Origin of the sequence: Polaribacter pacificus, assembly GCF_038024035.1 — a bacterium.
Taxonomy (GTDB): Bacteria; Bacteroidota; Bacteroidia; order Flavobacteriales; family Flavobacteriaceae; genus Polaribacter; species Polaribacter pacificus.
On record NZ_CP150664.1, the window covers coordinates 2,620,871 to 2,643,310 of the forward strand.

The 22,440-nt window shown below is 35.2% G+C and carries 23 protein-coding genes; 11 read left to right on the forward strand and 12 right to left on the reverse strand.

All coding sequences use genetic code 11. From position 1 onward, the window contains the following. Positions 1–111: 111 nt before the first annotated feature. The 9 genes from hemA (at position 112) to WHC90_RS11955 (ending at position 10,341) form a co-directional block, all read left to right on the forward strand. Positions 112–1,380, forward strand: coding sequence for a glutamyl-tRNA reductase (gene hemA, locus WHC90_RS11915; RefSeq protein ID WP_188599142.1), 1,269 nt, complete (start codon positions 112–114; stop codon positions 1,378–1,380). Beyond that, positions 1,364–2,950: a hydroxymethylbilane synthase gene (gene hemC, locus WHC90_RS11920; RefSeq protein WP_188599141.1), complete on the forward strand. Its 1,587-nt coding sequence runs from the start codon at positions 1,364–1,366 to the stop codon at positions 2,948–2,950. Before hemA ends, hemC begins: the two co-directional genes overlap by 17 nt. A gap of 69 nt (positions 2,951–3,019) precedes the next feature. Continuing rightward, the gene (gene hemB, locus WHC90_RS11925) at positions 3,020–3,982 is read left to right on the forward strand and encodes a porphobilinogen synthase (RefSeq protein ID WP_188599140.1); all 963 of its coding nucleotides are present in this window, start codon (positions 3,020–3,022) and stop codon (positions 3,980–3,982) included. A 73-nt stretch (positions 3,983–4,055) separates the two neighbouring features. Further along, positions 4,056–5,345, forward strand: a complete 1,290-nt coding sequence (hemL, locus tag WHC90_RS11930; protein ID WP_188599139.1) for a glutamate-1-semialdehyde 2,1-aminomutase — start codon at positions 4,056–4,058, stop codon at positions 5,343–5,345. Between the two features lie 3 nt (positions 5,346–5,348). Then, positions 5,349–6,371: a uroporphyrinogen decarboxylase gene (hemE, locus tag WHC90_RS11935; protein WP_188599138.1), complete on the forward strand. Its 1,023-nt coding sequence runs from the start codon at positions 5,349–5,351 to the stop codon at positions 6,369–6,371. After that, positions 6,371–6,901, forward strand: a complete 531-nt coding sequence (locus WHC90_RS11940; protein ID WP_188599137.1) for a GNAT family N-acetyltransferase — start codon at positions 6,371–6,373, stop codon at positions 6,899–6,901. The genes hemE and WHC90_RS11940 overlap by 1 nt, the downstream gene beginning before the upstream one ends. Continuing rightward, positions 6,898–7,800: an oxygen-dependent coproporphyrinogen oxidase gene (hemF, locus tag WHC90_RS11945; protein WP_188599136.1), complete on the forward strand. Its 903-nt coding sequence runs from the start codon at positions 6,898–6,900 to the stop codon at positions 7,798–7,800. The genes WHC90_RS11940 and hemF overlap by 4 nt, the downstream gene beginning before the upstream one ends. Before the next feature lie 316 nt (positions 7,801–8,116). Then, complete coding sequence (locus WHC90_RS11950; RefSeq protein ID WP_188599135.1) at positions 8,117–9,424, forward strand: dihydrolipoamide acetyltransferase family protein; 1,308 nt, start codon at positions 8,117–8,119, stop codon at positions 9,422–9,424. Between the two features lie 194 nt (positions 9,425–9,618). Continuing rightward, positions 9,619–10,341, forward strand: a complete 723-nt coding sequence (locus WHC90_RS11955) for a hypothetical protein (protein WP_188599134.1) — start codon at positions 9,619–9,621, stop codon at positions 10,339–10,341. A gap of 48 nt (positions 10,342–10,389) precedes the next feature. On the opposite strand, the gene WHC90_RS11960 is transcribed toward WHC90_RS11955, so the two are convergent. The 12 genes from WHC90_RS11960 to WHC90_RS12015 all read right to left on the reverse strand — a co-directional run bounded on the left by WHC90_RS11960 (position 10,390) and on the right by WHC90_RS12015 (position 20,864). Then, entirely contained in the window at positions 10,390–11,337 is a 948-nt protein-coding gene (locus WHC90_RS11960) for a succinylglutamate desuccinylase/aspartoacylase family protein (RefSeq protein WP_188599133.1), read from the reverse strand. Further along, entirely contained in the window at positions 11,327–12,202 is an 876-nt protein-coding gene (rimK, locus tag WHC90_RS11965) for a 30S ribosomal protein S6--L-glutamate ligase (protein ID WP_188599132.1), read from the reverse strand. The genes WHC90_RS11960 and rimK overlap by 11 nt, the downstream gene beginning before the upstream one ends. Before the next feature lies 1 nt (position 12,203). Continuing rightward, positions 12,204–12,644, reverse strand: coding sequence for an ATP-dependent zinc protease (locus tag WHC90_RS11970; protein WP_188599131.1), 441 nt, complete (start codon positions 12,642–12,644; stop codon positions 12,204–12,206). A gap of 114 nt (positions 12,645–12,758) precedes the next feature. Beyond that, positions 12,759–14,396, reverse strand: a complete 1,638-nt coding sequence (locus WHC90_RS11975) for a dihydrolipoamide acetyltransferase family protein (RefSeq protein WP_188599130.1) — start codon at positions 14,394–14,396, stop codon at positions 12,759–12,761. A 14-nt stretch (positions 14,397–14,410) separates the two neighbouring features. Further along, positions 14,411–15,400, reverse strand: coding sequence for a pyruvate dehydrogenase (acetyl-transferring) E1 component subunit alpha (gene pdhA, locus WHC90_RS11980; protein WP_188599129.1), 990 nt, complete (start codon positions 15,398–15,400; stop codon positions 14,411–14,413). A gap of 150 nt (positions 15,401–15,550) precedes the next feature. After that, positions 15,551–16,207 carry a hypothetical protein gene (locus WHC90_RS11985; protein ID WP_188599128.1) on the reverse strand — a complete coding sequence of 219 codons (657 nt, stop codon included), beginning with the start codon at positions 16,205–16,207 and terminating at the stop codon, positions 15,551–15,553. A 76-nt stretch (positions 16,208–16,283) separates the two neighbouring features. Then, entirely contained in the window at positions 16,284–16,949 is a 666-nt protein-coding gene (locus WHC90_RS11990) for a M15 family metallopeptidase (protein ID WP_188599127.1), read from the reverse strand. Positions 16,950–17,111: 162 nt separating this feature from the next. Beyond that, the gene (locus tag WHC90_RS11995; RefSeq protein ID WP_188599126.1) at positions 17,112–17,579 is read right to left on the reverse strand and encodes a nuclear transport factor 2 family protein; all 468 of its coding nucleotides are present in this window, start codon (positions 17,577–17,579) and stop codon (positions 17,112–17,114) included. A 24-nt stretch (positions 17,580–17,603) separates the two neighbouring features. Next, a complete protein-coding gene (locus WHC90_RS12000; RefSeq protein ID WP_229664938.1) occupies positions 17,604–18,332 on the reverse strand; it encodes a head GIN domain-containing protein in 729 nt (242 codons plus the stop codon). 88 nt (positions 18,333–18,420) lie between these two features. After that, complete coding sequence (locus WHC90_RS12005) at positions 18,421–20,079, reverse strand: PspC domain-containing protein (protein WP_188599125.1); 1,659 nt, start codon at positions 20,077–20,079, stop codon at positions 18,421–18,423. Further along, complete coding sequence (locus WHC90_RS12010) at positions 20,072–20,413, reverse strand: PadR family transcriptional regulator (protein WP_188599124.1); 342 nt, start codon at positions 20,411–20,413, stop codon at positions 20,072–20,074. Before WHC90_RS12010 ends, WHC90_RS12005 begins: the two co-directional genes overlap by 8 nt. A gap of 19 nt (positions 20,414–20,432) precedes the next feature. After that, the gene (locus WHC90_RS12015; protein WP_188599123.1) at positions 20,433–20,864 is read right to left on the reverse strand and encodes a DUF4870 domain-containing protein; all 432 of its coding nucleotides are present in this window, start codon (positions 20,862–20,864) and stop codon (positions 20,433–20,435) included. Positions 20,865–21,085: 221 nt separating this feature from the next. Here WHC90_RS12015 and WHC90_RS12020 point away from each other — a divergent pair, with 221 nt between their 5' ends. Continuing rightward, positions 21,086–21,538 (forward strand): DUF4442 domain-containing protein, encoded by a 453-nt coding sequence (locus tag WHC90_RS12020; RefSeq protein ID WP_188599122.1) that lies wholly within the window; start codon positions 21,086–21,088, stop codon positions 21,536–21,538. 94 nt (positions 21,539–21,632) lie between these two features. Beyond that, positions 21,633–22,433 (forward strand): TIGR00266 family protein, encoded by an 801-nt coding sequence (locus WHC90_RS12025; RefSeq protein WP_188599121.1) that lies wholly within the window; start codon positions 21,633–21,635, stop codon positions 22,431–22,433. Positions 22,434–22,440 lie beyond the last annotated feature (7 nt).

The window sequence follows — 22,440 nt, forward strand, 5'->3', positions numbered from 1 at the left end:
TTTTTTCTTAATTTTTAGTGAAAATTCAAAAAACGACATATTTAGTCCCTTAAGCGATGTTTTTATCTCTATAAAGGGATTACTTTTGACAGACTTTTTGAAAATGATCGAATGCATACAGAGAAGAATCAAACGAACTTATATAATATTGGAGTTAGCTATAAAAAAGCTGACGCACACATTAGAGGGAAATTTTCTATATCTAAAGAAAATCAAATTGCCTTATTAAAAGAGGCTGCCCAAAATGGAATTACAGGCATCTTTGTTTTATCAACCTGTAATCGTACAGAAATTACTGGTTTTGCAAATCATCCTTTTCAGTTAATCAGTTTGTTGTGCAAATACTCATTTGGAACCGTAGAAGAGTTTGCTGAGGTTTCTAATGTGTATAAAAACCAAGAAGCAATTGAACATTTGTTTAGAATGGGGACAGGCCTTGATAGCCAAATTCTTGGAGATTATGAGATTGTAGGTCAGTTAAGACAGGCTTTTAAGCAGGCAAAAAAACAAAAAACCACCAATGCTATTTTAGAGCGCTTACTCAATGCGGTTATGCAAGCTAGTAAACGCGTAAAAAACGAAACGAGATTGAGTTCAGGAACCACATCAGTATCCTATGCTGCTGTTCAATATGTAATTCATAACTTGCCTTCATACAATACCAAAAATATTTTGGTCTTTGGATTGGGAAAAATGGGTAAGAATACTTGTAAAAACTTAGCAGAGTATACAGACAATAAATCGGTGTGTTTGATTAATAGAACCGAAGAAAAAGCTACGGAGTTTATCAAAGAGCACAAATCGGTTAGAAAAGCACGTATCCAAGACTTAACAGAAGAGTTAAATCAAACAGATGTATTGGTGGTGTCTACCGCTTCAGAGATTCCAACCATTACAAGTAAGCACATTTCTGGTGCTAAGAAATTGTTGATATTAGATTTGTCTATGCCAGAAAATGTTGCAAAAGAAGTGCAAGACTTAACACATATAACCTATGTAAATGTTGATCAGTTATCAAAGATTACTGATGAAACACTTGCTGTTCGTCAACAAGAAGTTCCTTTGGCTGAACAAATTATTGAAAGTCATACTTTAGAGTTTAACGAATGGTTAAATCACAGAAGATTTACACCTGCAATTACTGCTCTTAAGCAATCTTTAGAGACTATTCAGCAAGATGAAATTGCATTTCATAAAAAGAAAATAAAGAATTTTGATGAGGAGCAGGCAGCCCTTATTACTTCGAGATTTATACAAAAAATAACCACACAGTTTGTCAAACATTTAAAAGACGATGAAACTTCGGTAGCGCAGAGCATAGAAGTTGTCGGAAAAATGTTTGGAACTACGATAGAGGAAACTTATGGAGAAGATTATTAGAATTGGAACTAGAGATAGCCAATTGGCTCTTTGGCAAGCTAAAACGGTACAACAACAATTAGAGTTTTTAGGGCATAAAACAGAAATTGTGCCTGTAAAATCTACCGGTGATTTGGTTTTAAACAAGCCGCTCTATGAAATGGGGATCACAGGAATTTTTACCAAAAATTTAGACATCGCTTTGCTAAATGATGAAATTGATATTGCGGTTCACTCATTAAAAGATGTTCCGACAGTGATGCCAGTTGGAATCGTTCAAGTTGCTGTTTTAAAAAGAGGGAACTCAAATGATATGCTTGTTTTTAAAGACAATGAAGAGTTTATGGCACAAAGAGATGCTGTGATCGCTACAGGAAGTCTTAGAAGAAAAGCGCAGTGGTTGCATCGTTATCCAACTCACAAAGTAGTTGGTATTCGTGGAAACGTGCAAACACGTTTAGAAAAGTTAGAAAAAAGCGAATGGAATGCTGCTGTTTTTGCAGCTGCAGGCTTGGAACGTTTAAAAATAAAACCAGAAAACGCAATTAGTTTAAGTTGGATGGTTCCAGCACCGGCTCAAGGAACTGTTGTGATTACTGCCTCGGTAGAAAACCCTGAGTTGATTGAAGTTTGTAAAGAGTTGAATGATGAAGAAACTGAAATGATCACAAGTGTTGAACGTGATTTTTTACAGCTTTTAGAAGGAGGATGTACTGCGCCAATTGGTGCTTTGGCATATGTTAAAGAAGATGAGGTTCACTTTAAAGGGGTTTTACTAAATGAAGATGGCACCAAAAGAGTAGAGGTGACTTCTAAAGAGAAAGTAGGGCGTCATAATTACATTGCTAAAGAATGTGCAGATTTTGTACTTAACCGAGGAGGAAAAGAAATTCTTGCAGAGTTAAAGGCAGAACAAGCAGAACAAACAGCTGTGTATTCTACCAAAAAATTATCAGAAATTCAAAAGCGTTTGTTATCAGAAACAATAACTGTTGAGGACAGTGATTTTATAAAAATACGCTTTAATAGAATCGCTCCTAAAGTGATTAAAAATGAGATTGAGCACGTAATCATCACTAGTAAAAATGGTGTTGAATCTCTTTTAAATAGTTTTTTAAAACAAGAGATGTCTTTTAAAAACATTTACTGTGTTGGTAGACGTACCAAAAAATTAATTGAACAAAAAATAGGAAAAGTAGCCCACTCAGAAAAGAATGCTGCTCAGTTGGCAAACTATTTGATCGAAAATATAAAAGGACAAGAGGTTACTTATTTTTGCAGTGATTTACGCTTAGATACCTTGCCAGATGTGCTAACAGAAAATGGTGTTACGGTGCATGAAGTAGAGGCTTATAAAACCATGTATAGCCCAGCTAATGTTAGAGATCATATCCAAGGAGTGTTATTTTACAGTCCATCTACAGTAGAGAGCTATATGCAAGAAAACAAGCCAGAAGGCAAGATTGCTTTTTGTATTGGAGAAAGTACTGCTAACGAAGCAAAAAAACATTTTGATCAGGTACAAACAGCTACTTTACCAACCGTAGAAAGTGTTGTTGAATTGGTCAACCTGCATTTTGTAAAAGAATAACGTCACGCAACTTAAAGCAAAGAGACTTTGTCTGCTTTGTTTTTCTTGTGACAGAAAGTAAGACAACAAATGTTTAGAACAAGAAGACTTAGAAAAACAGAAGGGATTCGAAGATTGGTTAGAGAAACCAAACTTTCTGTCGATGATTTTATCTATCCTCTTTTTATTGAAGAGGGTGAGAACATAGAAACAGAAATAGTTTCTATGCCAGGGATCAAGCGTTTTTCATTAGATAAAATTGCGAAAGAGTTAGATGAGGTGGTATCATTAAATATTCCTGCAGTATTGCTTTTTGGAATTCCTGCTCATAAAGATGATGAAGGTACTGAGACCTGGAACGATAACGGAATCATACAGCAAGCCATTCGGTTTATCAAAAAAAACTATCCAAGTTTGTATGTGATTACTGATGTCTGCTTTTGTGAGTACACCTCGCATGGGCATTGTGGAATCATTCATGACAATGATGTAGATAATGATGCTACATTGGTCAACTTAGCAAAACAGGTGGTTTCTCATGCTAAAGCTGGAGTAGATATGGTGGCGCCATCAGGAATGATGGATGGAACAATAGATATGGTTCGTCAGTCTTTAGACAATACTGGTTATGTTAATTTGCCTATTATGGCGTATTCAGTAAAATATGCTTCGGCTTTTTATGGGCCTTTTAGGGATGCAGCAGATTCTGCACCAACTTTTGGAGATCGAAGAACCTATCAGATGGATCCTTCTAACAGAGATGAAGGATTAAGAGAAGCGACTTTTGATGATCAAGAAGGCGCTGATATTCTTATGGTAAAACCCGCTTTGTCTTATTTGGATATTATTAGAGATTTAAAGAATAATTTTGACAGACCAATCGCTTGTTATAATGTAAGCGGTGAGTATGCAATGATAAAAGCTGCAGCAGAAAAAGGCTGGATTGACGGAGAAAAAGTGATGTTAGAAAGTTTGCTTTCTATGAAACGCGCTGGAGCAGATATTATCATCACGTATTTTGCAAAAGAAGCAGCAAGAGCCTTAAACAAATAAAATGTTATTCCTGTAAAAGGGAATCCATACAATAGATTCTGCGCAAAGTGTAGAATGACAATCACAAAAAAATATGGAATTTAAAAAATCACAAAAACTATACGAAAAAGGACTGCAACACTTAGTTGGAGCAGTTAATTCTCCAGTTAGAGCATTCGCTTCTGTGGGCGGAAACCCATTGTTTATTAAAAAAGCAAAAGGAACAACCATTGTAGATGTTGATGGAAATAGATATGTAGATTACGTGCTTTCTTATGGTCCTATGATTTTAGGACATCGTCATAAAAAAGTTCAAAAAGCCATCCAAAAAGCTTTAAAAAACGGGTATACCTTTGGAGCCTCTACACACAATGAAATTAAGTTGGCAAAAATTGTCTGCGACGCCTTTCCAGGGATGGACAAAGTGCGTTTTGTGAACTCTGGAACAGAGGCCGTATTAAGTGCACTGCGTTTGGCAAGAGCTTATACAGGGAAAGATAAGATTATTAAATTTTCAGGTTGCTATCACGGGCATTCAGATGCTTTGTTGGTTGCGGCAGGTTCAGGTTTAGCAACGTTAAGTATGCCGGGTAGTAAAGGTGTGCCCGAAGATGCGGTAAAGAACACCTTAATTGCTACGTTTAATGATTTAGACAGTGTAAAAGCACATTTTAAACAGCACGATGATATCGCAGCGGTAATTGTAGAGCCTATTGCAGGTAATATGGGTGTTGTATTGCCTGAGGATGGCTTTTTAAGTGATTTAAAAACTTATTTAGAAAGTCAAGGTGCTTTGTTAATTGCTGATGAGGTAATGACGGGGTTCCGATCAACTTTTGGGGGGGCTCAAGAATTGTTTAATGTGGTTGCTGATATAACCTGTTTAGGAAAGGTAATTGGTGGTGGGTTTCCGGTAGGAGCCTATGGAGCTAGAAATGAAATTATGGAAATGGTAGCGCCTTTAGGAGGCATGTATCAAGCGGGGACTCTTAGTGGGAATCCAATTGCAATGGCTGCAGGAATCGCTACTTTAACCGAGTTAAAAAAACAAAATCCATACGAACAGTTTGATGAGGTTGCCGCTATTCTTGAGGTAATTTTATTAGAAACTGCAAAAAAATACAATATTGATTTGGTGGTTAATCGATTTGGTTCGATGATCAATCCATTTTTTGTAAAAAATGAAGTGAGCAATTTTGAAGATGCCTTAAAAGCAGATACCAAGAAATTTGCTGTGTTTTTCTGGGAGATGATCAAAAACGGTGTGTTTTTACCGCCTTCTCAATTTGAAGCTTGGTTTTTGTCATCGGCACTCAGTGAAAACGATCTTAAAAAAACAACGAAAGCTATTGACGCAGCTATGCTAGCTGTCTCTAAAATGTAGAATATGATAAAAAACGATTTATTTTTAAAGGCCTTAAAAGGTGAAACCGTAGACCGTCCACCAGTTTGGATGATGCGACAAGCAGGAAGATATTTGCCAGAGTTTATTGCTATCCGTGAAAAATATGATTTTTTTACCCGCTGTAGAACTCCAGAGCTAGCTTCAGAAATTACGGTGCAGCCGATCCGAAGATTTGGGATGGATGCCGCTATCTTGTTTTCAGATATTTTGGTCATTCCACAGGCGATGAATATAGAGGTAGAGATGAAACCAAATTTTGGTCCTTATTTACCCAATCCTATTCGAACTCAAAAAGATGTTGATCGTGTTATTGTACCTGATATTGAAGAGACTTTAGGCTATGTGATGGATGCCATTAAAGCGACAAAAGAGCTGCTAAATGATGAGGTTCCTTTGATTGGTTTTGCGGGGTCTCCGTGGACAATTCTATGTTATTGTGTTCAAGGACAGGGCTCAAAGAATTTTGATAAGGCAAAAGAGTTTTGTTTTACAAATCCTATTGCAGCACATCAGTTATTGCAAAAAATTACAGATACAACCATAGCCTATTTAAAAGAAAAAGTAAAAGCAGGAGTCAATGCTGTACAGGTGTTTGATTCTTGGGGAGGGATGTTATCTCCAGTAGATTATCAAGAGTTTTCTTGGCAGTATATTCAACAAATTATTGATGCATTAAAAGAAGAAGCTCCAGTAATTGCATTTGGTAAAGGTTGTTGGTTTGCTTTAGATACCATGGCTAAATCTGGCGCAGCTGCCTTAGGGGTAGATTGGACTTGTTCTGCTCGTAATGCACGTTATTTAACAGGAGGAAACATAACTTTGCAGGGTAATTTTGATCCTTCAAGATTGTTGTCTCCGCCTGCTGAGATTAAAAAGATGGTTCATCAAATGATTAATGAGTTTGGAAAAGATAAATACATCGTTAATCTAGGACATGGAATTTTACCGAACATTCCTCTAGACAATGCCAAGGCGTTTATTGATGCGGTAAAAGAATACAAATAATGTTGAAAACCGAAAGTCTTCAGCTAGTTTTATTAGGTAGTCATCATGCTGATGCATTACACGAGTTAATTCAGTCCAATGTGCAAACATTTCAGGCTTTTTTACCCGTAACAGTATCTAGCACAGCAACACGAGAATTAAGTCAGCAATTTGTTGAGAAAAAGATCGAGAATGCTGTCAATAAAAATGAATACCTATATCTGGTAAAAGAACTTCAGTTTAATGATATTATTGGTTTTGTCTACCTTAAAAATGTTAGTTATCGCAACAAGCAAGGGGAGTTTGCCTATGGATTGGCAGCTAAGTCTGTTGGAAAGGGCTATATGACTCAGGCTATAAAGCTTTTAAGTACTTATGCTTTTGATGATTTAGGTCTAGATACTTTACAGATTATTGCTCACAAAACAAATTTAAAGAGTATTCAGGTTGCTTTCAATGCCGGTTTTTCTTGGGTAAAAACCCTAGAGGATGAATTTACAAATGCTTCTGGAGAATCGATGAACATGGAATTATATGAATTATGCAAATGAAAGATAAATTTTACAACTATATCTTAACGCTTCAGGACAGTATTACGTCTCAGCTTGAGGCTGTTGACGGAGAAGCTGTCTTTGTAGAAGATTTATGGCAACGTAAAGAAGGAGGTGGTGGTAGAACCCGTGTTATAGAAAACGGAAAAGTCTTTGAGAAAGGAGGGGTGAATATATCTGCAGTTCATGGAGAATTGCCTGAGTCTTTGCGCTTGCAATTTGGTGTTGATAGCGGTAATTTTTATGCCTGTGGCTTAAGTTTGGTATTGCATCCAAACAATCCATTTGTACCCACAGTACATGCCAATTGGCGATATTTTGAAATGTATGATGATTCTGGAGCGATTGTTACCCAATGGTTTGGTGGAGGTCAAGATCTAACACCGTATTATTTGTTTGAAGAAGATGCTGTGCATTTTCATCAAGTTTGTAAAACGGCCTGTGACAAGCATCACCCTAATTTTTATACAGATTTTAAAAAAACCTGCGATAATTATTTCTGGAATGCTCATAGGAATGAAGCCCGAGGATTGGGAGGGTTGTTTTTTGATTATTTAAAAGAAACAGAAGAGTTTTCAATGAATGATCGCTATAATTTTGTAACAGAAATAGGGAACAGTTTTTTAGAAAGTTATTTACCTATCGTAGAAAAAAGAAAAAATATAGCATTCAATAAGGATCAGAAGGATTGGCAAGAAGTAAGAAGAGGGCGCTATGTTGAGTTTAATTTAGTGCATGATAGAGGCACGCTTTTTGGTTTAAAAACTCAAGGACGTATTGAGAGTATATTAATGAGTTTGCCACCGAAAGTTCAATGGGTGTACAATCATCAGCCGGTTCCAGATTCTGAAGAAGCAAAATTATTGTCAGTTCTGGCAACTCCAAAAGATTGGGTTTAACATTAGTATAAGCTTGTTTTATTTTAAAAAAGGCACTTTCTTTTTTTTGTAAACATTGATTATTGAAGGTATTCTACCTTGCATATTTATATCGTATTCGCTTAAATGTTTGCCTTGCAATCTAATTCTCGTGATTTATTGATTGTTTAATAAAGCAAGTAAAATCGACTTATATATTTAATTAAATTCAGTAAATTAAACCGACTGATGCTTATTTCGCAATATTAACTTTGGTTTAATTTTTCATTTCGATTAAAAAAATATTGAAAAATCATTCAATTTTTAGTACTTTCGCAGTCAATAAAACAAATAGATAATGGCTAAATTTGAACTGAAGCTGCCTAAGATGGGCGAAAGTGTTGCAGAAGCAACGATTACTTCTTGGTTAAAAGAGGTAGGTGATAGCGTAGAATTGGATGAAGCAATCGTAGAAATTGCAACAGATAAAGTTGATTCTGAAGTTCCGAGTGAAGTTGAAGGTACCATTGTTGAGATTTTGTTTGAAAAAGACGATGTAGTTGCAGTAGGAGCTACTATCGCAATTATAGAAACAGAAGGAGGCGCAGTTGCTACTCCACCAAAAGCAGAAACTCAAAAAGTGGTTGAAGCAGTTCAAGAAACTGTTGAGCAAGCTAAAGAAAGCGTAGCTGATCCAATAGCTAAAAATTCTGAAAGCGGTAAATTTTATTCACCATTGGTTAGAAATATTGCTCAAAAAGAAGGAGTTTCTATGCAAGAATTAGAAGCAATTTCTGGGCAAGGGAAAGATGGAAGAGTTACTAAAGATGATATTTTAGCATTTATAGAGCAACGTAATTCTGCTCCTAAGAAATCAGCAGACCAACCAGTAGCTGCAAGTCCAAAAGCACCAGTAGCCAAACAAGTAACCAAAGCAGCACCTGTTTCTGTAAATGGTGAAGATGAGGTTATAGAAATGAGTAGAATGGGTAAATTGATTGCCAAGCACATGGTAGATTCTATTCAGACTTCAGCTCATGTACAATCATTTATAGAAATTGATGTAACCAATATTGTTAAATGGAGAAATAAAGTAAAGGATGCCTTTCTTAAAAGAGAAGGAGAGAAACTTACTTTTACACCTATTTTAATGCAAGCTGTTGCAACAACCATAAAAAAATATCCAATGATCAATATCGCCATAGATGGAGATCATATTATAAAAAAGAAAAATATTAATTTAGGGATGGCAGCAGCCCTTGGTGATGGTAACTTAATTGTTCCTGTTATAAAAAATGCAGATCAATTAAATTTGGTAGGTATGACTAAAGCAGTAAATGATTTAGCAAACAGAGCTAGAGGGAATCAATTAAAACCAGATGAAATCCAAGGAGGTACTTATACTGTAACCAACGTAGGAAGTTTTGGTTCTGTGATGGGAACACCAATCATTAACCAACCACAAGTAGCCATATTAGCTTTAGGAGCTATTAGAAAAGTTCCTGCAGTTATAGAAACACCAGATGGTGATTTTATTGGAATCAGACAAAAAATGTTTGTATCACATTCTTATGACCACAGAGTTGTTAATGGGGCATTAGGAGGAATGTTTATCAAAACCTTAAAAGAAATTATAGAGGCTTGGGATGTAAATCAAGATTTTTAAATCCCTCTTTATTGAAAACCATATAAAAAACGTTCGTAGTCATTTACGAACGTTTTTTTTGTGATATGCTCATGTAGTTTATGGTAAAGCTTCTTTTTAAAAATTGAAAAGAAACCTAAAAAACTCAAATAAATAAAGTTTTATTTAGCCATTACAATATTTGAAAGTATCTTTATAACCTAAATGTAAATTCAATGAAAAAAATACTTATTTTATTTGTGATGGCATTTGCTGTCAATACCTATGCGCAAGAAACGACTTTATTGCGTTTAAAATACCAAAAAGGTGACATGTATGAAACTGTCATTAAGCAAAGTGTTGCTTCGCCTCAGATGATGATGGATATGACCATGACTTCAGAAGTTAAGATTACAGATTCTAATGCAAAAAACTTTTCTAGCGAAACAAAGTTCAGTAAAATTGTTATGGACATGATGCAAGGAGAAATGGCTTTTAGCTATGATTCTAGCAAAAGTGATGATGAATTGGATGAGGTTGGAATGATGTTAAAAGGACAAATGGGTCCAATTTTAGAGTCAGTGATCTATTCTAAAGGCGATGTGTTTGGAAATGTGTTAGAAGCGAAGGCTGAGCCTAGTTTTCAAGGATCAGAAAATGTTGGTGAAAGCAATATTGTCTATCCAGAAAATGCAGTTAAAGTAGGGGATACCTTTACGATGGAAAAAGAGAACAATGGAATGAAATTAAATTTCACTTTTGAAGTAACTTCAATGACTTCTAAGCTTGTTGGTTTGTCAATTAAAGGATCTGTTGCTGGTGCAGGAGGTGATATCAAAGGAACTATGTCTGTTGATAGAGCAACTGGTGTAACCTTAAACTCAGATATTACTACCAAAATTGACCAAGGAGGACAAGAAGTAACTACTGTGGTAAAAGTGACTACAACTAAAAAATAATTAGCTTATATTTTTAGCAATAAAAAATCCAGCATTTGCTGGATTTTTTTATTGTTCTACACTTACGTGGAAAAGCGCATTTCCTTTGTTGATAATTGGAGCGTTGTTAATGCCAAAGACTGCACAATCATAAGGAGCGTAAATTTTCTTTTCGAATTCTCCAAAAGGATCTTGAATAATACCAAGAACATCTTTCTTTTTAACCCAACTTCCGTTTTTAACTTTAATAGTTACAAGACCTGAGTATTTTGCACGTATCCATTTTGATTTTGTTATAATTCGCTGTTTTTTTTCAGTGGGTTTTCCTGGTAGCATACCTAAGTATTTAAGTACGTTCAATGTGCCATTAACTCCGTGTTTAATAACCTCCGTGTCAATATTTTTAGATTTCCCTCCTTCAAAAAGCAGGACTGTTTTTCCTAGTTTATGCAGTGTTTCTCTTAAAGACTTTGCGATGTAGTCAGAGTTTATAACATAAGGGGCTCCAAATACTTTTGCAAGTTCTAAAGTTTTAGGTTCGCTAAGTACGCCTCTTATTTGTGGAATATTATCCAATTCTGCACCCCCTGTATGAAAGTCAATGACATAATCAACCAAGGGGGCTATTTCTGTTCTAAATAAATAAGCAAATTGACCTGCTAAAGAACCGTTTAGGTTTCCAGGAAACATACGGTTTAAATCTCTTCCGTCAGGAAATTCTCTAGTCTGGATTAGATAGCCAAAAATATTGAAAACAGGAATGCATATAATAGTTCCTGTCTTGGGAATGTTGTGTTTTTTTTTGATAAGTTTTCTAACGATAGCAACACCGTTTACTTCGTCTCCATGAACCCCGGCAAGTAGTAAAACAACTGGGCCATCTTTTTTAGAACGCTCTACAATTACAGGAACTTTTAATGGAGTTCTTGTGTGTAGTTTAACCACTTCTAAATCTAGAAATGCACTTCCTCCCTTAGGGACTTCTGTGCCTAAAATAACAAAGTTTTTACTCGACATTTAATTCTAAATAGCGGATGATTTCTTTAGCGATATTTCGTTTCGTAGCAATTTCAATACCTTCTAAGCCAGGAGAAGAGTTTACCTCTAAAACTAGAGGTCCTTTAGACGATTGAAGCATGTCTACACCTGCAACACTAAGTCCTAATGCTTTTGTAGCTTTTAAAGCAGTTCTTTCTTCGTCGTCAGTCAACTCAATCACAGTTGCGTTTCCGCCACGGTGAAGATTTGATCTAAACTCACCTTCTTTACCTTGTCTCTTCATAGCTCCAACAACTTTTCCATCAACCACAAAAGCTCTAATATCTGCTCCTCCAGCTTCTTTAATAAACTCTTGAGCAATTACTCTAGCTCCAAGTCCATTAAATGCTTCAAGTACAGAAGTTGCGGCGTTTTTGGTCTCTGCAAGTACCACTCCTAAACCTTGAGTTCCTTCTAGTAATTTTAAAACTAGTGGTGCTCCACCAACAGATTCTACCACGTGTTCAACATCTTTAGTATAGTTGGTAAACACTGTTTTTGGAAGTCCAACACCAGCTCTTGCTAAGATCTGTAAACTACTCAGTTTATCTCTAGACCTTACCAATGCTTGAGAGGTGGTTGTGGTAAATACTTTCATCATTTCAAACTGTCTAATTACAGCAGTACCGTAAAAAGTAACAGAAGCTCCAATTCTAGGAATAATAGCATCAATCCCTGTAATGTATTCTCCTTTATAGAAAATTTTAGGTGATTTTTTTTCTATTTCTATATTGCATTTTAGATGATCCACGACAGTAACTTCATGCCCTCTTTTTTGAGCAGCTTCTACCAGTCTTCTAGTTGAATACAATTTTGGATTTCTTGATAAAATGACAATTTTCATGTTATGAGCTTTTTTTTGATTTGAATGAAGAGTTTTTGATAGAAGGATCTACAATAAATTTATTGTTTAAGAATTTTCGTCCTAAAAGGATCGGATATTTCATGTCGCTTCTTTCGCTTAAGGTTAATTCTATTGGATAGATTTCATTAAATAAAACTACAGTAGTTTTGATGACGAAACGCTCTTCAGACAATCCGTTTGAGCTTTTGACTAACTTTTTACTATAATTTTTAGTTTGATACACTTTCTCATTATAATGAATATGTGTAGGGTCTAAAAGTGTGAATTTAATAAAATTTTGATCATCTACAGTGAACTCTTCAATTTTATGACTGTGAATAGATGAGGTAAAAGCACCTGTATCGGTTTTTGCTTCAATTTCAAATAAATTAAATTCTGGAAAATCAATTTTATCAAATCTTCCAATCAATTTTTTTGACATAGTGTCTATTGTATTATCCAATTTTATGATGCTAAGGTATTACTTAAAAATGACATCAAAAAAAAAGGAACTCAAATAGTAGAGTTCCTCTTTGTTGTTTATCTGTGTTTAGAGCTATGCCAGCATGGTAACTGGATTCTCTAAATAAGTTTTTAATGTTTGTAAAAACTGAGCTCCAACGGCACCGTCAACAGTTCTGTGATCACATGCTAGGGTTACTTTCATGGTGTTTCCAACTACAATTTGACCGTTCTTAACCACTGGCTTTTCTACAATAGCTCCAACGGATAAAATTGCAGAATTAGGTTGATTAATTATCGATGTAAATTCTTGGATTCCAAACATTCCTAAATTAGAAATAGTAAAGGTGCTTCCTTGCATTTCTGCAGGTGAAATTTTCTTATTTCTAGCTTTGCCTGCTAAATCTCTAACAGATGCTCCAATTTGAGTAAGACTCATTTGGTCTGTGAATTTTAAAACAGGAACAACCAATCCTTCGTCTACAGCTACCGCAACTCCAATATGAATTTGGCTCTTGTACACTGTAGCTTCTTCTGTCCAACTAGTGTTTACTTGTGGATGTTTTTTTAATGCCATCGCACAGGCTTTAACAACCATATCGTTAAAAGATACTTTGGTATCTGGAATCGCATTGATTGTTTTTCTAGAGGCCATAGAGTTTTCCATGTCTACTTCTATAGTTAAATAAAAGTGTGGAGCATTAAATTTTGAGTTCCCCAAAGATTTGGCAATGGCTTTTCTCATTTGTGAGTTTTTCACCAACTCTTCATGTTCTTCTCCTGCAGGAACAAATGCTGCAACAGGTGCATTGTTTGTAGCGCTACTGGTTGTTTGCTTAACAGTAGTAGAAGCCGCAGCTGGCGTATAATTTTCTACATCCTTCTTTATAATTCGTCCATTTTCTCCAGAACCAGCCAGTGCTGATAATTGGATTCCTTTGTCTTTTGCTATTTTTTTTGCCAAAGGAGAGGCTAAAATTCGACCTCCTGTTTGGGTTGTCTCTTGAGTGATTTGAGTTGTTTGAGTTTCTGAAGCTTTTGCAGCTTCTTTTGGTTTGTCTTCTGTTGTCTTAGCATCAGAAGATGAAGATTCAGAAAGAGTTCCAGCTTTGTGTGCAGCTACTACTGCGCTTACATCTGTACCGTCTTTACCAATAATAGCTAACAAACTATCTACAGGAGCACTTTCTCCTTCTTGAACACCAATGTATAATAAGGTCCCCTCGTTAAAAGACTCAAATTCCATGGTTGCTTTGTCTGTTTCAATCTCGGCTAAAATATCACCTTCTTCTATTTTGTCACCAACAATTTTTAACCAGCTTGCTACAGTTCCATCAGTCATGGTATCGCTTAAACGAGGCATGGTAATGATTATAACACCTTCTGGTATTTGAGTGCTTTCGGTACTTGTATTTACTGTTTCTTTTTGTGGTTCTGCTTCAGTTTGTGGTTCTGATGTTTCTGCTTGATTAAGCAGCGCTGTAATATCTTCATCCTTATCACCGATAACAGCCAATAGGCTATCAACAGGAGCGCTTTCTCCTTCTTGAACACCAATGTATAATAAAGTTCCTTCGTTAAAAGACTCAAACTCCATTGTTGCTTTATCAGTCTCAATCTCGGCTAGAATATCACCTTCTTCAATGGTGTCGCCAATGTTTTTTAACCATTTAGCAACTACACCTTCTTCCATGGTGTCGCTTAAACGGGGCATATTTACTACTATTGCCATAATGCTGTCTCGATTTATTTAATAAAAGGATAATTTTCTTGATCGTATACCACGTCGTATAGTTGATTTACTTCAGGATATGGAGAGTTTTCTGCAAATTCTTCACATTCTTTTACCAAGTCTTTTACCTCTTGATCAATTGCCTTAATTTCTTCGGCACTTGCGTAATTATTTTCTTTAATAATGTTTAACACCTGAGTGATAGGGTCAATTTTCTTATACTCTTCTACTTCATCTTTAGTTCTATAGTGTTGTGCATCAGACATTGAGTGTCCTCTATATCTATAGGTTTTCATTTCTAAAAATGTAGGGCCATCTCCACGTCTTGCTCTTTGAATTGCTTCATCTACTGCTTCTGCAACCTTAATTGGGTTCATCCCATCAACAGGTCCACAAGGCATTTCATAGCCCAAACCAAGTTTCCAGATATCTGTATGATTAGCCGTTCTTTCTACAGAAGTTCCCATAGCGTATCCATTGTTTTCTACAATAAAAACAACTGGAAGTTTCCAATTCATAGCCATGTTAAACGTTTCGTGTAAAGAACCTTGCCTTGCAGCACCATCACCAAAATAGGTTAAGGTAACTCCATCGTTTCCGGCGTATTTATCACCAAAAGCAATTCCAGCTCCTAAAGGTATTTGACCACCAACAATTCCATGTCCTCCATAAAACCCTTTTTCCTTAGAAAAAATATGCATAGAACCACCCATTCCTTTAGAGGTACCAGTAACTTTTCCATACAATTCTGCCATTACCGCTTTTGGATCAACACCCATACCAATAGGTTGAACGTGATTACGATAAGCAGTAATCATTTTATCTTTACCCAATTCCATCGCGTGTAAAGAACCTGCTAAAACAGCCTCTTGGCCGTTATATAGGTGTAAAAAACCTCTTACTTTTTGTTGGATATAAACAGCGGCTAATTTATCTTCAAACTTTCTCCAAAAAAGCATGTCCCTGTACCAATTGATGTAAGTTTCTTTAGTGATTTTTTTCATTGTTAAATTAATTGTTTGTAATGTTTTACTGAGTTCTCTTCTCTTGATGCAAAAGGCAAAAATAGCAGTTTTTTATAATTAAAAAAAACGGGAAGTATAAAAAAACAATAAGTTTTTATCAGGGCTGTTATTTATAAAAATATGGCTTGACTACTCTTTTACAATTAAGAGTGTAGCAACGGCTCCTGTGGCTAAATTCCATTCGTTGGCAGAAATTAAGGACCCAGCATCATCATAAACCTTAAAAGCTGCAGTATTAGGGCCTGAAGTCCCTTGATTTAATGCTTTAATCCCTATTTTATTAACCCCTTTTACAAGTGGAATTTTAAATTCTTGATAATTTTGCTCAAGCACGATATTGTAAATTGCAGGAATTCCGTTAATATAGATTGTTACACGGTCACCATCAGGGTACTGATGATCTCTACAAATTATTCGAACGTATTTTGAGTCACTTCTAAAGCTACCTAGATCTTGGTCCACTCTTTTAAATCGCCCATTGATGATTTTGAAAGCTTTAGCCATTCTTTCTTCTGCAAGGGTTTCATTAGAAATAATCCCTTTGTACTTTAATTCACGTTCAATATCAGAAAGTGATTTTTTCTTATCGGCAATCTTTTTTGCATTTTTAAAACCTTCATCAGAATTAAAAGTAAGCAGCTCTGGTTTGCTGTCTACTTTGGTTGGCTTAATCGTCAAAGGAATTTTTACCGTTTTGGTTTTTCCTTTGGTGTTCTCAATTTGAGCCGTTACAGTAAAACTGAACAAGGTAAAAAAATAGAAAAATATGTGTGTACTTGTTTTCAATTCAGTGTTTTAGTTCTAATACTACAAATATAATACCGATTTATTAGCTTTGGTCTTTATAGTGTGTTAAAACTTACTATTGGATAGAGAAATCAAAATAGTTGTTAGGAAAGGGTTCGTTTCTCAAGGTAAAATGCCACCATTCATTTTCATAGGGCTTAAAGCCATGCTGCAACATTAAATTTCTCAATAGCAATCGATTTGCTTTTTGTGTTTTGTTTAATTGCTGGTGCAAAGGGTGAGATTCTTTTCCAAAGAAATCATAGGGGCTTCCCATGTCTAATGGGCTTCCTGATTTTGCATCGACAATGGTAAGATCTACCGTGCTACCTCTAGAATGTCCAGATTTTGAAGCAATATATCCCTGTTTAAACAACTCTGATTTAGGAACTTTTGGATAAAACTCATTTTTCATTAAGGTGTCGCTTAACTTTTTAGCCCAGCGAACAAAATGATCAACGGCTTTTTGAGGTCTGTAGGCATCGTAAATTTTAAGGCTCAAACCAAAAGGTTCTAATTGTTTCTGAACCTTGATCAAGGCTTTAGCAGTGGGTGCGGTAACGATGAGCTTGTTTTTAATATAGCCATCAATGGGCTTGCCGATAAAGTTATGAGTACCCAGATATCTCAGTTCTATCTGAATAGAGGGAGCCAACTCATTTAAGTACACAAAATTAGTGGGTAGTTGTTGTCCAAGTATAGAAGTGCTTACAAAAAATAGGAGTAGGGCTAATTTTTTCATATTCCAAAAATAGTAAAAATTACACAGTTGTTTTTTTAGGAAAAGCTATAAAAAAGTAAGCGCCGTTTTTTTCAAAACGACGACTTACCAAGTAAACTAATAAAACCAAGTATTAGTACTATAATTAAGGTTGAAGAAGCCTTAATATAGATTTTAAATATGTTAATGCAGGCTAATTACTTTTGTAATTTTCCAACGATCATTTTCATTTTTCCAAACCATAATAAACTTACTAGGGATAGATTTGGCATTTGGCTCCTCTTTGTTAAAGAACTTGTGGTAGCCTATTTCTATGGCGCCATATCCTTTAATTGGATACACTTCTATGCTTCCTTTGATAACTGTTCTTGTTACCTTGTTACAGATGTTTTCTTTTAAAGCTTTTAAAAGCTCTTGCTTATCTGTAGCTAAGCCGCCTTTGTCATGAAAAAACTCTATATCCTCATGGTATAAATCTGCCTGTGTTTTCATGTCGCACGTATTGTAAGCGTCAAAATAAATACCATCCATTTTTACAATTTCATTGTGTAAAGCTAGGTCAACAGGCTGGTATTTTGGAATCTCTTTGATCTGCCCAATACTTAAAAAAGACAATAAAAAAGCGATTATAAAAAGTAGTACTTTAATCATGAGTTTGGTTATTTGTTCTAGTTGTTAGTTTTTCTCAGAAACGCTACCTCCAGAGGATGCCTTTTGACGAACGCGCTTTGGGTTTCCTTTAAAATCAACATCTCCACCGCTACTAGCTTTGGCGTCAAGGGACTCTAGTACATACACATCGATGTCTGCACCGCTACTCACTTTTACGGTTGCATTTAGGCTTTCAAGCCCGTATGCATTAATGCTTGATCCACTGCTGGCACTAGCAGAGTAATTTTTTGCTTTTCCAATTATTTTAAGATCAGAACCACTAGATGCGCTTGATGTTACTGTAGTAGCATTGATACTAATTTTAGCATCGGCACCACTGCTTGTAGAAAGATCAATATTGTTAGCTTTTATAGTGTTTTCTGTATATACATCACTACCGCTTGCCGCTTTAATTGCACTGATGGTTTTTGTGCTCACATAGACTCTTTTTGATTTGGCTCTCCAGATATTTCTTTTAGAGTATATCTTTAATACACCATTTTGAACTTCGGTTTTGATATAATCTTGCAAGTTTTCATCTGCCTCAACCACAATTTTGGTTTGGTTGCTTTGTGTAATTAAGACCTCAATTCCGTTTCCGGCTTGGATTGCGGTAAAATCTTTCGCAACTTTTCTGTTTTCGGTTGTTACTTTTCTGTTTCCAGAAATTCTATTTAAACCTTCGATCATACAAGAGGTGGTAAGCGTACTTGCCACTAAAAGGATGAGTATTTTGCTGATTGTTGTTTTCATGTTTTTTAATTTTAGATTCAAATGTCTATAGTTAGACGCTTTTCATCAAATATAGGTTGCTCAATTGTTGATTTTTATGGCTCAACTGTTAATCTTCCTCTGAAGAGAAATCATCTTGGGCCGCCAATTCTTTATTGTGTAAACCTTCTTTGGTCATGGTAAAATAAAGCCCATCCATTTCATTGTCGTAAGTATCTGTGGTATTTTCTATTTGATATAGATAATATTGAGAACTTTCATCAAAATAGACAGTGGTCCCTTCTGGAATATAAACCGTAATGTAAATACGTTCTGTTTTGATTAGATTCTTATAGGGGCTAATAAAATAGTTATCAAAAAGCACATCGTTATTCTCAACGTTAAAATTATATGTGATCTCAGAAGCACTGTTGTTAGCACGTGTAATGTTTCTACCTTCTGATTTTTTTCTAATTTCTACATAAGCAGAACCCGTTAAGCTTTTTTCTACATCAATACGTACGTTGTTTGAGTAGATCTTTTTAGAGTTGTCTACCTGGATGATATTCCTATTATTTCTTCTGATATAACTAGATTGATAATAATAGTCATCATTCTTTACCATTTTTATGTTTAAGGTATCTTTAGAAGCAAAAGGCAATGTTGTTTTCTTGATTTTATATCCGTCAAAGGCTTTTGCAGAGCTAAACTCTATTCCTGTAAAAACAATTGCTAATAAAGCTAAGATCCAAATGGCTAAAAAAGTCAAAGATGTTATTTTACTAAACTGTTTTACATTGCTTGAAACAATTCTTAACCCTAAGATAAACAATGACAAAACTGGAACTGCAACCAATAAGAAAATACAAGTAGTTAGCAACCAAGATGGCAGTGTTGATTCAAAAAACAAACCAGAAATCGGAGAGAAATCGGCATCAAAACCTAAAATATAATCCAAACTTCCAAAAGAAAATGCTCCAACAATTAAACCGATTAGTGTGATCGCAGACGCTATCATTAGAATCACTCCAATAAACTTCCCAAATACTTTAAAAATGGTAAGTAGTATTGCGCCTAAAGTGTCTAAAAAATCCTGTAAACCCGAGGTTGCTTTTTTACCTCCGTTTTTAAAACCTTGGTTTACTTTTGAAGCTCCATCTTTTAACTTCCCAGAAACTTCGCTCGCGCTATTTTTTATGGTCTCTGAAACATTGCTAAATTCTTCGCGAATTTTTTTTTCAATATTATCAATATTTACAGCTTCACCTTCCATTTGTAATTTCTCAGCAGTGGTTTCTGCCTGAGGTATTACAATCCAAAGAATGATGTATGTAAGGATGCTAAATCCACTAAAAGCGAATAATATAAAGGCCAAACGAACCCATACAGTATCGATATCAAAATAATGAGCAATACCTGATGCAACACCACCTAAAAACTTATCATCTCCATCTCTAAATAATTTTTTATTTGAAGATTTACTTTTTTGATAGCTGTATCCTTCATTTGCATATCCTTCTTCTGCTCCAGCATAGTCTTCTGGTTGCCCCATGACTTTGATTACTTCATCAATATCACTTTCATTAACAACCTGACGTGGATCTGTAATCTTTTCAGATAAGAGTTCGCTAATCCTTGCTTCTATATCTGCAATAATTTCGTTCTTCCCTTGGGGGTCATCACTTAAGGACCTAGAAATTGCATCTAGATACCTTTTTAACTTTAGGAAGGCAATCTCATCGATGTGGAAAAAGAATCCTCCTAGATTGATATTAATAGTCTTATTCATGGTTTGTTTTTTTAGTTGTTATTTGGTTTACTGCGGTGACTAAATTTTGCCAAGTTGTATTGAGTTCTTTGGTAAATAAAGCTCCATTTTCTGTAATGACATAATACTTTCTTGGCGGGCCTGAGGTTGATTCCTCCCACCGATAGCTTAAGAGTCCTGCGTTTTTTAGACGAGTGAGTAGCGGATAAATAGTCCCCTCTACGACAATCATTTCTGATGCTTTTAAAGTTTCTAGTATTTCAGAGGTGTATGCATCTCCATGCTCTAGGATAGAGAGAATACAGTATTCTAAAACTCCTTTGCGCATCTGTGCTTTTGTGTTTTCTATCTTCATATAAAGAGTTTTATGAGGGTTATTTTATAAATTTTATAGTCAATGGATACTTGTAATTTTCTCCTTCTTTTGATTTTAATGCCGCAAGAATAATTAAGATGACTTTGATAAAGCCTAGAATCGTAATTAATGATGCGATGCCAAAAAAGCCAAAAAAGTGACCTCCATTAAAATTAAAATCAAAATTAAAATCATTGTAATGACGAAAATGATTGAAAAGAGAATTAAAGGCAAATGGAATTGCAGATACACCTAGAATAAAAGTGTATAAGACATAACTGATATTAAAGTTTACGGCTTCTTTTCCTTGTTCATCTATAAACTGACTTTTATCTTTTTGGGTTTGCCACAATATTAATGGAGCAATAATACTACCAAGCGGAAAAAAGTATCCTGCAAAAGCAGAGATGTGGATTAAAAAAGCATTGGTGTTTTCGTTATTTTTATTCATGATATTATTTTTATATACTACTTGACTATGCAAATATATGTATAAAAAACAGTACTATGCAAAACAAAGTACTATATTTTTTTTAATTCCATGTGAAAAAACATTTTATTTATTCATAATTTAAGGCTATATTGCTTGTTTTTAAAGGGATTGTGTTTGTTTTAAGAAAATAAATTATTTTTTCATTTTTTTTACTAAATCGTTCCGTAATTTATTTTTTTATGAAGTTTACACCCAGAAAAATTAATCTTTTTATGTTTTTTAAGCTGCCTTCTGCTTTTTTTTGTGGTATAAGAGTAGTGTCAATTAGTCAAACCAAAGCGGTTATTCGTGTTCGTCATCGCTGGATTAACCAGAATCCTTTTAAATCATTGTATTGGGCTGTTCAGGGTATGGCATCAGAATTTGCTAGTGGAATTTTAGTGATGCAAGAAATAGCTGCAGCTGATCAAAAAATTTCCATGTTGGTCACGCATCAAGAAGGAACATTTACCAAAAAGGCCACGGGTAAGATTCTCTTTACTTGTGAAGAAGCTCATTTGGTAAAGGAGGCTATTCAAAAATCAATACAAACAGGAGAGGGGCAAACCATCTATATGAATGTAGAAGGGTTTAATGAAGAAGGGATCTCTGTTTCAAAATTTATTTATGAATGGGGTATTAAAGTAAAATAATAAATATCGCTTTTTATAAAGTTAAAATAAAAAGTAATGAGAAGCTAGTGTAACAATAGTCAAAAAATTACATCTAATAAAAAAAACAACAGATATGAATGCACACGAAATAGATTACCACATCCACGGCGAAGAAATGCAATATGTAGAAATTGAGCTTGATCCTCAAGAAGGAGTTGTTGCAGAATCCGGAAGTTTTATGATGATGCATGATGGCATTAGTATGACGACTATTTTTGGAGATGGTTCTAAACAGGATGAAGGGATTTTAGGAAAACTTTTTTCTGCGGGTAAACGTTTGTTAACCGGAGAGAGTTTGTTTATGACTGTGTTTACCAATACAGGTTATGGTAAAAAGCAAGTTTCTTTTGCTTCTCCCTATCCTGGGAAAATTATTCCCATAGACCTAACAGAGTTTAACGGTAAGTTTATCTGTCAAAAAGATGCTTTTTTATGTGCGGCAAAAGGAGTTACTATAGGAATCGAGTTTTCCAAAAAATTAGGTAGAGGCTTGTTTGGTGGAGAAGGCTTTATTATGCAGAAATTAGAAGGAGATGGTTTAAGCTTTGTGCATGCAGGTGGCACCATGTCTAAAAAAGTATTGCAAAGAGGAGAAGTTTTACGAGTAGATACGGGCTGTATCGTAGGTTTTACCCAAGATATCGATTATGATATAGAATTTGTAGGCGGAATCAAGAACACTATTTTTGGGGGTGAAGGATTGTTTTTTGCAAAATTACAAGGACCAGGTACCGTTTATATTCAGTCCTTACCTTTTAGTCGTTTGGCAGGAAGAGTCTTAGCAATGGCGCCTCAAACAGGAAGAGGTGATCGAGGTGAAGGTAGTATACTTGGTGGAATCGGAAATCTATTGGATGGAGATAATCGTTTTTAATTAGAAC